The organism is Kribbella sp. ALI-6-A (assembly GCF_001984195.1).
Classification (GTDB): domain Bacteria; phylum Actinomycetota; class Actinomycetes; order Propionibacteriales; family Kribbellaceae; genus Kribbella.
In genome coordinates, this window is sequence record NZ_MTQN01000009.1 from 207,193 (window position 1) to 220,098 (window position 12,906).

General features: G+C 68.3%; 13 protein-coding genes. 5 read left to right on the forward strand and 8 right to left on the reverse strand.

The window, feature by feature from the left end; translation table 11 throughout:
- Nucleotides 1–56 precede the first annotated feature (56 nt).
- Entirely contained in the window at nucleotides 57–326 is a 270-nt protein-coding gene (locus BWI15_RS09950; protein WP_077014048.1) for an RNA polymerase sigma factor, read from the forward strand.
- Between the two features lie 71 nt (nucleotides 327–397).
- Here BWI15_RS09950 and BWI15_RS09955 read toward each other — a convergent pair whose 3' ends face one another.
- The 7 genes from BWI15_RS09955 to BWI15_RS09985 all read right to left on the reverse strand — a co-directional run bounded on the left by BWI15_RS09955 (nucleotide 398) and on the right by BWI15_RS09985 (nucleotide 8,976).
- Nucleotides 398–1,489: an ABC transporter ATP-binding protein gene (locus BWI15_RS09955; RefSeq protein ID WP_077014049.1), complete on the reverse strand. Its 1,092-nt coding sequence runs from the start codon at nucleotides 1,487–1,489 to the stop codon at nucleotides 398–400.
- Between the two features lie 23 nt (nucleotides 1,490–1,512).
- Nucleotides 1,513–2,571, reverse strand: a complete 1,059-nt coding sequence (locus BWI15_RS09960; RefSeq protein WP_077014050.1) for an ABC transporter ATP-binding protein — start codon at nucleotides 2,569–2,571, stop codon at nucleotides 1,513–1,515.
- Nucleotides 2,568–3,581, reverse strand: a complete 1,014-nt coding sequence (locus BWI15_RS09965; protein ID WP_077014051.1) for an ABC transporter permease — start codon at nucleotides 3,579–3,581, stop codon at nucleotides 2,568–2,570. Before BWI15_RS09965 ends, BWI15_RS09960 begins: the two co-directional genes overlap by 4 nt.
- Nucleotides 3,582–3,678: 97 nt before the next feature.
- A complete protein-coding gene (locus BWI15_RS09970; protein WP_077014052.1) occupies nucleotides 3,679–5,466 on the reverse strand; it encodes an ABC transporter substrate-binding protein in 1,788 nt (595 codons plus the stop codon).
- 55 nt (nucleotides 5,467–5,521) lie between these two features.
- Entirely contained in the window at nucleotides 5,522–6,514 is a 993-nt protein-coding gene (locus BWI15_RS09975; RefSeq protein ID WP_077014053.1) for an ABC transporter permease, read from the reverse strand.
- A 180-nt stretch (nucleotides 6,515–6,694) separates the two neighbouring features.
- Entirely contained in the window at nucleotides 6,695–8,266 is a 1,572-nt protein-coding gene (locus tag BWI15_RS09980) for an ABC transporter substrate-binding protein (protein ID WP_077014802.1), read from the reverse strand.
- Nucleotides 8,267–8,325: 59 nt separating this feature from the next.
- Nucleotides 8,326–8,976 (reverse strand): HAD family hydrolase, encoded by a 651-nt coding sequence (locus BWI15_RS09985; protein ID WP_077014054.1) that lies wholly within the window; start codon nucleotides 8,974–8,976, stop codon nucleotides 8,326–8,328.
- 183 nt (nucleotides 8,977–9,159) lie between these two features.
- On the opposite strand from BWI15_RS09985, the gene BWI15_RS09990 reads away from it, so the two are divergent.
- Both BWI15_RS09990 and BWI15_RS09995 read left to right on the forward strand, forming a co-directional pair.
- Nucleotides 9,160–10,005, forward strand: a complete 846-nt coding sequence (locus BWI15_RS09990; protein WP_077014055.1) for a PAC2 family protein — start codon at nucleotides 9,160–9,162, stop codon at nucleotides 10,003–10,005.
- A gap of 96 nt (nucleotides 10,006–10,101) precedes the next feature.
- Nucleotides 10,102–10,746: a hypothetical protein gene (locus BWI15_RS09995; RefSeq protein WP_083750655.1), complete on the forward strand. Its 645-nt coding sequence runs from the start codon at nucleotides 10,102–10,104 to the stop codon at nucleotides 10,744–10,746.
- Between the two features lie 17 nt (nucleotides 10,747–10,763).
- On the opposite strand, the gene BWI15_RS10000 is transcribed toward BWI15_RS09995, so the two are convergent.
- Complete coding sequence (locus tag BWI15_RS10000) at nucleotides 10,764–11,126, reverse strand: MerR family transcriptional regulator (protein ID WP_077014057.1); 363 nt, start codon at nucleotides 11,124–11,126, stop codon at nucleotides 10,764–10,766.
- A gap of 61 nt (nucleotides 11,127–11,187) precedes the next feature.
- On the opposite strand from BWI15_RS10000, the gene BWI15_RS10005 reads away from it, so the two are divergent.
- Complete coding sequence (locus BWI15_RS10005) at nucleotides 11,188–12,054, forward strand: polysaccharide deacetylase family protein (protein ID WP_077014058.1); 867 nt, start codon at nucleotides 11,188–11,190, stop codon at nucleotides 12,052–12,054.
- Between the two features lie 63 nt (nucleotides 12,055–12,117).
- Entirely contained in the window at nucleotides 12,118–12,894 is a 777-nt protein-coding gene (locus BWI15_RS10010; RefSeq protein WP_077014059.1) for a L,D-transpeptidase, read from the forward strand.
- The last annotated feature ends 12 nt before the right edge of the window (nucleotides 12,895–12,906 follow it).

The following is a 12,906-nucleotide window of genomic DNA, read 5'->3' on the forward strand; positions in this document are numbered from 1 at the left end:
CTTGTTGTCGGGAGACCACGGACGGACGGCGTCCGCAGGGGGACAAGGGGAATCAAATGACGCAGGTGGATCAGCACGGCACGGTGAAGCACCGCGACGACGTGACGGCTCGGCACTGGCTCTGGACCGAGCTGCAGAACCTGCCGGCCCGGCAGCGCGACGTCCTGGTCCTGCGCTACTACGAGTCCCGCACCGAGTCCGAGGCAGCCAGCATCCTCGGCTGCTCGATCCCCGCGGTGAAGCGCCGCACCAACCACGGCCTGCGCCGCCTCACCTCACACCTGGGCCCCGACGCAGTCCTGATCATGCAGCGCGTCGCCCGCTGACCCCGGTACGCCGAACGGCCGGGAACCCCAGTCACGGGGTTCCCGGCCGAGACGTCGGTGCAAGCGGTCGCTCAGACCCGGGTGGCGTCGGCGGTGCCGACCTGCTCGGCGGCCTTGAGGGCTCGGGCGGCCTGCTCCTCGGTGGCGTTCTCCGGGAAGTGGCAGGCGCTCTGGTGGCCGGGGGCGATCTCCAGCAGCGGGGGCGCGATGGTCTTGCAGATGTCCTGCGCCTTCCAGCAGCGGGTGTGGAAGCGGCACGCCGGCGGCGGGTTGATCGGGCTGGGGACGTCGCCCTGGAGCCGGATCCGCTCGCGCTGGGTCTTGCGCTTGGTGTCCGGGATCGGCACGGCCGACAGCAGCGCCAGCGTGTAGGGGTGCATCGGCTTCTCGTACAGGCTGACGCGGTCGGCCAGCTCGACGATCTTGCCCAGGTACATCACCGCGACCCGGTCCGACACGTGCCGGACCACGGACAGGTCGTGCGCGATCATCACGTAGGTCAGGTCGAACTCGGTCTGCAGGTCCTCCAGCAGGTTCACCACCTGCGCCTGGATCGACACGTCCAGCGCCGAGACCGGCTCGTCGGCGACGATCAGCTTGGGCCGCAGCGCCAGCGTCCGGGCGATGCCGATCCGCTGCCGCTGACCACCGGAGAACTCGTGCGGATACCGGTTGTAGTGCTCCGGGCTCAGACCGACCAGCTCGAGCAGCTCCTGGACGGTCTTCTTGACGCCGCCCTCGGGCTTCACACCCTGCAGCCGGTACGGCGCCCCGACGATCTTGCCGACCGTGTGCCGCGGGTTCAGCGAGCCGTACGGGTCCTGGAAGATCATCTGGATGTCGCGCCGCAGCGGCCGCATCTTGCCCTCGGACAGGTGCGTGACGTCGTGGCCCTCGAAGACGATCTTGCCGGCGGTCGGCTCGAGCAGCCGGGTGAGCAGCCGGCCCGTGGTGGTCTTGCCGCAGCCGGACTCGCCGACCAGCGACAGCGTCTCGCCCTTGCGGACCGAGAAGTCGAGCCCGTCGACGGCCTGGACCGCGCCGGACTGCCGCTGCAGCAGTCCCTTGCGGATCGGGAAGTGCTTCACCAGCCCCTGGACCGAGAGCAGTTCCTCGCCCAGCTTGGGCAGTGCCGAGGCCGGCTCGGTGTTGGCAGTGGTCACAGTGTTCGCTCCGTCAGTTCCGGTCACAGCTTCGGCAGAATGTCGGTCTCCCACGCGGTTCTGCGCTGCTCCGGGGAGAGGTGGCAGGCGACCTTGTGGCCGTCGCCGATGTCCAGCAGCTCCGGCCGTTCGGTCTCGCTGCTGCCGCCGTTCAGGTGGGCGTAATTGCACCGCGGGTTGAACGGGCATCCGGTCGGCACGTTGATCAGGCTGGGCGGGCTGCCCTTGATCGGGATCAGCCGCTCGGTGCGCTCCCGGTCGATCCGCGGCATCGAACCGAGCAGACCCCAGGTGTAGGGGTGCTGCGGCCGCTCGAAGATGTCGTCGGCGTTGCCGTACTCGATCGCGCGGCCGGCGTACATCACCTGGATGTCGTCGGCCAGCTCGGCGACCACCCCAAGGTCATGGGTGATGATGATGACCGCGGAGTTGAACTCGCTCTGCAGGTCCCGGATCAGGTCCAGGATCTGCGCCTGCACGGTCACGTCGAGCGCCGTGGTCGGCTCGTCGGCGATCAGCAGGTCGGGGTCGCACGACAGCGCCATCGCGATCATCGCGCGCTGCCGCATACCGCCGGAGAACTGGTGCGGGTAGGCGTCCACCCGCTTGTCCGGCTGCGGGATGCCGACCCGGTCGAGCATCGCGATCGCGTGCTTGCGCGCGACCTGCTTGCTGACGTCGTTGTGCACCCGGTAGGCCTCGATGATCTGGTGGCCCACGGTGTAGAAGGGGTGCATCGCCGACAACGGGTCCTGGAAGATCATCGCCATCCGCTTGCCGCGCAGCTTGCGGACCTCCTCCGCGCTGGACGAGATCAGGTCCTGGCCGTCGAGAAAGACCTCACCGGTGATCTTGGCCGAGCCGGCCTTGTGCAGCCCCATGATCGACAGGCTGGTGACGCTCTTGCCGGACCCGGACTCCCCCACGATGCCGAGCGTCTTGCCGCGCTCGAGCTGGAAGGAGATCCCGTCGACCGACTTGACCACGCCGTCGTCGGTCGGGAAGTGCACCTTGAGATCGCGGACGTCGAGGAACGCCTCGCCCCGCTCGATCCGCTGGACGGGGGCTTGGGATTCGGTCACGAGATTCGCACCCTCGGGTCGACGACGGCGTACAGGAGATCGACGATCAGGTTCGCCAGCACGATGAAGAACGCGGCCACCAGCGTCACGCCGAGCACCTTGGGAAGGTCGTTGGCACGCAGCGCGATGACGGCGTACTGGCCGATGCCCGGCAGTGAGAACGTCGTCTCGGTCAGGATCGCGCCACCCAGCAGCAGACCGAGGTCGAGGCCGAAGATGGTCAGGATCGGCGTCAGCGCGGACCGCAGTCCGTGCTTCATCACGACGGTCCGCTCGGTCAGGCCCTTGGCCCGGGCGGTCCGGACGAAGTCCTCGTTCATCGTCTCGAGCATGCCGGCCCGGGTCAGTCGTGCGTACGCCGCGGCGTACAGGAAGGCGAGCGTGACCCACGGCAGGATCAGGTCGTAGGCCCACCAGGCGGGATTGGCCGCGTCCATCGGGTTCGTGCCGCCCTGCGCCGTCCAGCCGAGGCCGTAGCTGAAGATCGACAGCGACAGCAGACCGGTGAAGAAGATCGGCAGCGAGACACCGGCCAGCGCCACCGACATCAGCGACCGGTCCAGCGCCGACCCGCGTCTGAGCGCGGAGACGATGCCGGTACCGACTCCGGTGACCAGCCAGATGAACGCCGCACCGAAGGCCAGTGACGCGGTCACCGGTAGTCGGTCGACCAGGTCCGGCCAGACCGGTTGCTGGGTCAGGAAGGAGTAGCCGAAGCACGGCGCGGGGCAGTGCTCCGTCGCCGGGCCGTAGTTGTACTCCTGCCCGACGAACAGGCCCTTGAGGAAGCGGCCGTACTGCTCGTAGAGAGGGTCGGTGAAGCCGAGCCTGACTGCGGTCTCGTGGATCTGCTCCGCGCCCGCGCTCTTGCCGACGTAGCGCGAGGCCAGATCGTCGGCGCTCGCGCCGCCGAGTTTGGGAACCAGGAAGAAGATCGAGAACGTGACTGCCGTGACGATGAAGAGCAGGACTACTGCTCCGATCACCCGGCGGACCAGATATGCGAACACCGTGCTCGGCGTGGTGGCCGGTGATCATCGCTGATCACCGGCCACCGTCAGCCTTCACCTACCTCTGCTGCGGAATGTTGGTCAGGGCAACCGAGAACTACTTCTGGGCCACACCGATGCCGGCGTAGTCGTACATGTTCTGGCTGTCGCTCACGTACACGTTCGCCAGGGTGTCCGGCCGGTACAGCAGACCCTTGGCCCAGATGCCCGGCAGCACCGCCGCCTGCTCCATGACCTTCTTGTCGACGTCGACCCAGATCTTCTCGCGCTCGGCCTTGTCGGTGGTCACCAGCGCCTTGTCGACCAGCTGGTCGACCTCCGGGATCCGGATGCCCAGGTTGGTGTTGCCACCGGTGGCCCGGATGGTCCGGCTGTCGACGATCTGGCTCAGGAAGCCGAAGCCGTCCGGCCAGTCCGCACCCCAGCTGTAGACGATCATGCCGAGGTTGTTGGCCTTGGCGTAGTCCGGCTTGCCGGCGTACAGCTTGGTGTAGTCACCGGTCGGGAAGCCCTTCGGGGTGACGTTGATGCCGACCCGCTTCAGCGACTGCTGCAGCGACTCCGCGACCGCCTTCTCCTTCGGCCGGTCGGCCCGGTAGGCGATGTTGGTGCTGAAGCCGTTCGGCAGCTTGCACGCCGTCAGCGCTTCCTTGGCCTTGTCGACGTTGCCGTTCTTGTCGGCCTCGAAGCCGTAGGTGTCGAACTTCTCCGCGCCGGTGACCAGCGGCGGCATCATGTTGGTGGCGATGTCGCCACCGACCGGACCGCCGTACGCGCGCTGGTAACCCTCGTGGTCGGCGGCGTACAGGATCGCCTTGCGGCAGTCGATGTTGTCCAGCGGCTTGACCTCGCTGTTGAACACGGTGAAGTTCAGCCGCGGCGCCGGCACGTTGTCGGTGTGCGCCTTGAGCTCCGGGTTCGCCAGCAGCTTGGCCTGGGTCTCGGCCTGCACGCCGGTACCGGCGATGTCGACGTCGAGGTCGCCGGCCTGCAGCCGGTTGTCGATGTCGGCACCGTTGACGTTGTAGGCCACGGTGATCTTGTCCGGCAGCGCCTTACGGCCCGAGTTCGGGTCGGTCGCCGGGTCGTACTGGTCGTTGCGAATCAGCGTCAGACCCTTGTTCGGGTCGTGGCTCTCGAACTTGTACGGGCCGGTCGAGATCGGGTGCAGCTGGTACTTCGACCCGTTGTCCTTGGCCTTCGGCACCGGCGCGGTGGCCGGCAGCTGGGCGAAGTAGTCGAAGCCGGAGAACGACTTGTTCAGGTGGAACACGATCGTGTAGTCGTCCGGCGTCTCGATCGCCTTGGCGACCCCGGCCAGCGTCGGGTCCTTGTAGACGCTGTAGCCCTTCGGCACGTCCAGCAGGAAGTCGTTGAAGTACGTCGGGCCGTTCGGCAGCGTCGCCTTGTCCAGCGAGCGGGCGACGGCGTACTTGACGTCCTGCGCCTTGACCTCGGTGCCGTCCTCGAACTTCACGCCCTTGCGGATCTTGTAGGTCCACGTCTTGGCGTCGTTGCTCGGCACACCCGCGGCCTCGGCGAGGTCCGGAACGACCTCCGTACCCTCCTGGCCCGGCGCCGACTTGAACACCATCAGCGGCCGGACGTAGTTGCGCACCAGGTTCCAGGACAGGCCGTAGTAGGTGTCACCGGGGTCGGTGGAGTCCCACTTCTCGGTGATGGCCATCCGGAGCGTGCCACCCTTTTTGTCGCTCGGGTTGAACACCTTGGTCAGCGCCGCGTTCGCCTCGGCCTTGGTGGCGTCACCGCTGCCACTGCCGCCGCCCGACCCTCCGGAGCCGTTCCCGCTGCCCCCGCAAGCCACCAGGCTCAACGCGACGGCCGCACTGACGGCGGTGGCCGTCGTGATGCGATTCCATCTCATCTTTTGTTGCACCCCTTTTTTCGTGAGAGCCAGGCTCCCTGGTTGGGAAGAAGTCTTAGCGCGAGCGTGGGTCGAGTGCGTCCCGCAGCCCGTCGCCGAACAGGTTGAAGGCCAGCACCGTGATGAAGATGGCCAGGCCGGGCGGGACCATGTACAGCGGCGCGACCTGGTACCAGTTCGCCGCGATCGACAGCATGTCGCCCCAGCTGGCGGTCGGCGGGCGAACGCCGACGCCGAGGTAGGACAGACCCGCCTCGAACAGGACGTTGGTCGGGATCAGCAGCGTCGCGTAGACCAGGATCGGCGCGATCAGGTTCGGCAGCAGTTCGGTGAACAGGATGTACGGCCGGCGGGCGCCGAGGCTGCGGGCGGCGTCGACGAACTCACGCTCGCGCAGCGACAGCGTCTGGCCGCGGATGATCCGGCCGATGTAGGGCCAGCTGAAGAACCCGATGATGAACACGATCAGCGCCACCCGCAGCGGGTCACCGGACAGCCCGAGCACCGAGTCCGGGATCGCGCCGACCAGCGCCAGCGCGAACAGCACGAGCGGGAAGGCCAGGAAGATGTCCATCAAACGGCTGATCAGCGTGTCCACCCAGCCGCCGAAGTAGCCGGCCACGATGCCCATCACGGTGCCGATCACCACCGACAGCAGCGTGGCCAGGAACGCGATCAGCAGCGAGATCCGGGCGCCGTACACGATCCGGGCGAAGATGTCGCGGCCGTTGACCGGCTCGATCCCCAGCGGGTGGTCGGCGCTGATGCCGTTCCACTTGCCGATCGGCGTCTGCAGCGAGGGGTCGACCAGGTCCTGGTGGAAGTCGTTCGGAGTGACGCCGATGATCTTGCAGATCAGCGGGGCGAAGATCGCGACCACGATCAGCAGCAGGACGACCGCGCCACCGGCCAGGGCGACCTTGTCACGCTTCAGCCGCATCCAGGAGATCTGCCACAGCGAGCGGCCCTCGATCTTGCGGACGCCCTCGAGAACGGCTTCCGGCTGCGCCGACGACGATCCGGGTTCGACCTCGAGTGGCGTGCTCACGCGTTGTGTTCCCCTGCCTTGTGGTGGTGACCGGCCGAAACCGGACATGGCTGCCGCCTTAACCTGCCGCCAGAACCGGCCGGAGTCAAACGCGCAAACTAGGCGTTGCCCGATCGTGATGCCGTGGAGATCGTCCCGTATCGTGGACAGATCTCTGGGTCGCGCAGAGCTTCCGGACAGTTACTTCCGTAATGTCGAGAAGGTCAGGTAAGACAGCGGATTGAGGATACTGGTTGGATTTTTGATCTCTTTACCGGCCACCACTGTCAGCCGACCCTGCCATCCGGGAATCACCGGGGCGTCATGGGCGATCACAGCCTGCGCCTGCTCCAGCACCTGTTCGCGCTTCAATTGGTTCTGCTCGGCGACCTCCTGGTCGAGCAGCTTGTTCGCCGTTTGCGAGCGGTAACCGTTCTGGTAGATCGCGCCCTCGCGGACGAACGGCACCAGGTAGTCGTCGGAGTCCGGGTAGTCCGGCAGCCAGCCCGAGTGGTACAGGTCGAAGGCGCCGCCACGGGCGAGCTGCTGGTAGCGCGGCCAGGGCACGCTGCGCAGCGTCACCCGGAACAGACCGGACGCGTCCAGCTGCCGCTTCAGCTCGGTCACCTCCGCCTTCGCGCCGGCGCCGTACCGGGTGGGCGTCCAGCCGAGCGTCAGCGGGACCGGCGTGGTGATCCCGCCCTCGCGCAGGATCGTCGCGGCCGCCGCCTTGCTGGGTTCCTTGTACTCCGCGCGGAACGCGTCGACGTGACCACCGAACCCCGGCGGCACCACCGAGTACAGCGGGGTCACCTGGTCGCCGTACGCCTTCTTCGCGATCGCGGAGCGGTCGATCAGCTGCGCCACCGCTCGCCGTACCGCGGGACGGCGGGAAATCGCCGACTTGAAGTGGAAGGAGAAGTAGCGGATCTCGGCCGACGGCGCCTCGACCACCTGGACCTTGTCGCCGGCTCGCAGCTTGTCCAGATCGGTCGCGCCGAAGCCGTGGAAGGCGAGGTCGGCCTTGCCGGTGGTGACGGCGTCGCTGAGCGCGGCCGAGTCCGGCAGCAGGGTGAGGTCGATGCCGTCGTTCTGCGCGGCCCGCGGGCCTTTGTACTTCTTGAACTTTGTCAGCGCCGCGCTCACCCCCGGCTTGTACGCCGTCAGCTCGTACGGGCCGCTGCCGACAGCATTTGCCCCGAGCAACTTGTTGGCCGGGTAGATCTCCTCGTCGACGATCGACGCGGCCGTGGTGGTCAGCAGGTACGGCAGCCGGGCGTCCGGCTTCTTCAGCGTGAAGGTGGCGGTCAGTTCGTCCGGCGTACTGATCGCGGCGATCGAACCGAACAACCCGGCGATCCCGCCCGGCGTCTTCAGCCGCATCATCCGGTCGAAGCTGAACTTCACGTCCGACGAGGTCAGCGGATGCCCGTTCGGGAACGACAGTCCGCTCTTCAGGCTGCACGTGTAGATCGTCGGCGCGTCGAACTGGCAGTCGGCGGCGTCCGGCACGGGAGTCGGCTTGTCGCCGGTGATCGTCAGCAGGGTCTGGTACAAATTCGCCTGCAGAGTGCGCGAACCGATCTCGTACGGACCGGCCGGATCGAGCGAGGTCACGGTGTCGGTCGTGGCGACCTTGAAGGTCAGCTGGCGCTGCGGCTCACCGGTCTGCTGCGGCGCCGAGCCACCGGTCTTGTCGCCGCACGACGCCAGCGATCCGGCCAGTACGCCGGCGACCGCGACCGCCACCACCCGGCGCTTGGACAACGTCACCACAACCACCCTCTCGTCCCCGGTCCCGCCCCCGCGGGCACGCAGAAGACGGTAGCGCCTCAGCGGAGCAGATCGCGCAGCGCCTCCGGGGTCAGCGGCTCGAGGGACTTGACGATCAGCCGGCGCGGTGCTTCCGGGATCGTCACCCACTGCGGCACGGCCACGACGAACGCGCCCGCCGCCGTACCGGCCGCGGTGCCGCCCGGGGAGTCCTCGATCACGACGCAGTCGGCCGGGTCGACGCCGAGCGCCTTGGCGGCGGTCAGGTACGGCTCGGGATGCGGCTTGCCGTGCTCCACCTCGTCACCGGCGACGATCACCGTGAACAGGTCGTCGGGCAGGTGCCCGAGCACGGCGTCGATCATCACCCGATACGACGCCGACACCAGCGCGCAGGGGACGTCCTCCTTGACGCAGGCCTGGAGCAGCTCCAGTGCCCCGGGCCGGAACTCGATCTCCTGCTTCAACGACTCCAGCACCTGGCCGAACATCCGCTCGGCCAGCTGCTCGGCGGTGATCGCGCCCTCGGGGATCCGGGACATCCAGGCGACCAGCGCGTCGCTCAGGTCGGAGCCGACCAGGCTGATGCAGTCCTCCAGCGTCCACTGGGCGCCGAGTGAGGCGAGCAGGTCCATCTGCACCCGGGCCCAGACCGGCTCGGTGTCGACCAGCGTGCCGTCCATGTCCCACAGCACCGCGCGCAGCGTCAAGGGAAACTCTCCTCGGATCAGGTCGTGCGGAATCGTGGGTCGCTCGAATTTTAGTCGGTCCCGCCGGTAGTTCCGCTGCGCGTGAAACCGGACGCCCAGGCCACGCACCGTGCACGCCGGAGACGTAGGCTGGCAGTCCGGTACGAACCCGTGCCGGGAGACGAGTAGGACAGGGGGTGGCGAGTGGTCGACCTCGCGAACCTGCGGGACCCGGTCGTGATCGCCGCGTTCGAGGGCTGGAACGACGCGGCCGACGCGGCCACCGGGGCGGTGGACCACCTGATCGAGCAGTGGGACGCCGAACTGGTCACCGCGATCGACCCCGAGGACTACTACGACTTCCAGGTCAACCGCCCCACCGTCGGGTTCGACGACGACAGCGTACGGCGCCTCACGTGGCCCACCACCCGGGTCTTCCTGGCCCGCCCGGCCGACACCGACCGTGACGTCCTGCTGATCCGCGGCATCGAGCCGAACATGCGCTGGCGCACCTTCTGCCGCGAGCTGCTCGCGCTGGTCGACGAGTCGAACGCCCAGCTGGTCGTCGTACTGGGTGCGCTGCTCGCCGACTCCCCGCACACCCGGCCGATCCCGGTCAGCGCTTCGTCGTCGGACCCGGAGCTGACGGCGTCGTGGAGCCTGGAGCCTTCGACGTACGAGGGGCCCACCGGCATCACCGGCGTCTTCGCCGATCTGTGCGGCGCGCTCGGCGTACCGGCGGTGTCGATCTGGTCCGCGATCCCGCACTACATCGCCGGCAGCCCGTGCCCGAAGGCGTCGCTGGCGCTGCTGGGCAAGGTCGAGGCGCTGCTGGACCTGCCGATCCCCGAAGGCGAACTGCCCGAGCTGGCCCGCGCCTGGCAGCGCGGCGCCGACGAGCTGTCCGAGGAGGACCCCGAGGTCGCCGAGTACGTCGCCACCCTCGAGGAACAACGCGACACGACCGACCTCCCCGAGGCCTCCGGCGACGCCATCGCCGCCGAGTTCGAGCGCTACCTCCGCCGCCGCAACAAGAACCACCCGGAGTAGGCGACGCTGCACTGGACCGGCCCACCGACCACCGAGGAGGGCGTCACCGAGCGGCCCTTCCAGCTGCTTCGGGACGAGCACGTTGTCCCTGGGGTCATGTGGTCACCCGAGCGGGTCAACGGCTTGCCGCCGCTGGTCCTGCTGGGCCACGGCGGCAGTGGCCACAAACGAGGGAAACGTCAGCTCGACCTCGCCCGGTGGTTCGCGACCGAGGCCGGCGCAGCCGCCGTCGCGATCGACGGCCCGTACCACGGCGACCGCGCGCTCGCGCCCGGCGCTGACTACCAGCGCCGGATGGCCGACACCGGGATCGCGAAGGTCACCGACGGCATGGTGGCCGACTGGCTCGCGACCTTGAATGCGGTGACCGCCTTGGACGACGTCGACGGCGACCGCGTCGCCTACCTCGGGCTGTCGATGGGCACCCGCTTCGGCCTGCCGTTCGTGGCGGCGGCGGGTTCGCGGCTGCGGTGTGCGGTGCTCGGCAAGTACGGGATGCAGCAGCCCGCCGGGATGCCCGCGGAGATCGACATGGGACCGCGCTTGGCCGAGGACGCGCCCGGGATCACCGTGCCGGTGCTGTACCACGTGCAGTGGGACGACGAACTGTTCCCGCGAGCGGGACAGCTCGCGCTCTTCGAGCTGCTGGGTTCACCCGGCAAGCAGCTGATCGGGTTCCCGGGCAAGCATGCGGAGACCTCTGCGGTGTCGATCGATGCGTGGCGGGAATTCGTCAGGTGACACGTCGTCGACTGAGCTCACAGTTCGCGGCTGGCGGTGGTGATGACCTCGTCGAGCACGGAGCGGGACGTCAGGAGGGCGGCGATGCGCTGGTCGATGCGGTCGCGTTCGGCGGTGAGCTCGGTGACCAGTTTCGGGGTGGCGCGTTCGTTCGGGGCGCCGTCGGGGTCGCGCATGCACGGCAGGAGCTCGGCGATCTTGCGGCTGTTGAGGCCGGCGGCGTACAGCTCCTGGACGAGGATCACGCGGTCGACGGCGCGCTCGGAGTAGGTGCGCTGGCCGCCGGGCGTGCGGTCGGACACCAGCAGGCCCTGCTGTTCGTAGTACCGCAGGGACCGCTCGCTGACGCCGGTCCGCACGGCCAGTTCTCCGATGCGCATGGGCACGAACCTCCCGAACGGACTTGAACCTGACACTGACGTCAGATTTTACCGTGACGGCATGACACTCGAACTCTTCGACTACAGCCCCATCACCGAGCGCCCCGCGATCAGCTGGCCGGACGGCAAGCGGGTCGCGTTCTACGTCGGTCTCAACGTCGAGCACTTCCTCGTCGACCGGCCGTCCACCAGCATCTGGCCGCTCGACGTCGTGCCCGACGCGCTCAACCACGGCTGGCGGGACTACGGCGCGCGGGTCGGGATCTGGCGGACGATCGACATCCTCGACCGGCACGGGATCCGGGCCAGCACGCTGCTCAACTCGACGGTGGCCGAGCACAACCCGCAGATCATCCGCGCCGGCGTCGAGCGCGACTGGGCCTGGCTGGCGCACGGTTCGACCAACTCGATCCTGCACGCCGGCTACGAGCGCGACGAGGAACGCAAGGTCCTGGCCGACATCGCGGACACCATCGAGTCCGCCACCGGTCAACGGCCGAAGGGCTGGATGGGCCCGGCGCTCACCGAAACCTTCCACACCCCGGAGCTGCTCGCCGAACTCGGCTTCGGCTACGTGCTCGACTGGACCAACGACGACCAGCCGTACCACCTCAACGTCCCCGGCATGCTCAGCGTCCCGTACACGGTCGAGCTGAACGACCTCGGCCTGTTCCTGCGCGGCCTGACCGGCCCCGACTTCCTGCAGATGGTCAAGGACCAGTACGACGTACTGCGGGCCGACTCCGAGCACAGCGGCCGGGTGATGGCGCTGGCGCTGCATCCGTTCGTCATCGGCCAGCCGTTCCGCGCGAAGTACCTGGACCTCGCGCTGAAGTACCTGGCCGCCCAGCCGGACGTCTGGCTGACCACCAGCGACGAGATCGCCGATGCCTATCGGCGGCAGCAGGGGTCACATACTGTGGCGTAACCATCGCAATCGTCCTATTCTCGTCGGGCGACGGCAGCCGCCGAGGGACGACGGAGAGCGGAAATGGGCAGGGCAGCACGGAACCAGCGGGGTGGTAGTTCCGTCCCGGCGCTTGCCGTGCTCGCGCTGCTGGGTGGCGCCGGGGTGTTCGCGCTGCTCGACGACGGCACGCCCGACATCGACCTGACCACGCTGGCCGCCTCGTCGACCCACGCCACGATCAGCGCCGCACCGCTGGACAACCAGCCCTTCGCCGGGACCGACGGAGTGGTGGTACATCCTCGCGAGGAGACGGCCGTCTACTCGGCGCCGGACGCGGAACCGTTCGCCAAGATCGGGCCGACGCAGTTCGGGGCGACCTGGCTGCCGGTGGTGGAGCGGACCGACGGCTGGGTACGGGTGCTGTTGCCGTCGAAGCCGAACCGGTCGACCGGATGGCTCCAGGAGGAAGACCTCGAGCAAGCCTCCTCGCCGTACCTGATCCGCGTGCACACCGGGTCGCGCACGCTCGAGCTGTTCGAGCGGGGCAAGCGGCTCGGGAAGTGGAAGGCCGGAGTGGGCGCGCGCAAGACACCGACGCCGCCCGGGCGGACCTTCCTGCTCGGGTCGATCGTCGACCCGAAACGCTCGGCCTCCCCGGTGGTGCTGCCGCTCGGGGCGCACAGCCCGACGTTCGACACGTTCGGCGGCGGTCCCGGCACGGTCGCGATCCACGGCTGGCCCCGGCCCGATGTCTTCGGCGCGGCGGTCAGCGCCGGTTGTGTCCGCGTACCGCAGACCGCGCTGAGGCGTCTGCAACGCGTCCCGCTCGGGACGCTCGTCTTGATCGACAGCAAGTGATTCCGAGGGTGA

What these genes read in the sequence shown, in the direction of transcription:
- BWI15_RS10000 (WP_077014057.1), bottom strand. Translation starts at nt 11,126, where the DNA reads ATGCGCATCGGAGAACTGGCCGTGCGGACCGGCGTCAGCGAGCGGTCC.
- BWI15_RS10010 (WP_077014059.1), top strand. Translation starts at nt 12,118, where the DNA reads ATGGGCAGGGCAGCACGGAACCAGCGGGGTGGTAGTTCCGTCCCGGCG.
- BWI15_RS09970 (WP_077014052.1), bottom strand. Translation starts at nt 5,466, where the DNA reads ATGAGATGGAATCGCATCACGACGGCCACCGCCGTCAGTGCGGCCGTC.
- BWI15_RS09950 (WP_077014048.1), top strand. Translation starts at nt 57, where the DNA reads ATGACGCAGGTGGATCAGCACGGCACGGTGAAGCACCGCGACGACGTG.
- BWI15_RS09995 (WP_083750655.1), top strand. Translation starts at nt 10,102, where the DNA reads ATGTGGTCACCCGAGCGGGTCAACGGCTTGCCGCCGCTGGTCCTGCTG.
- BWI15_RS10005 (WP_077014058.1), top strand. Translation starts at nt 11,188, where the DNA reads ATGACACTCGAACTCTTCGACTACAGCCCCATCACCGAGCGCCCCGCG.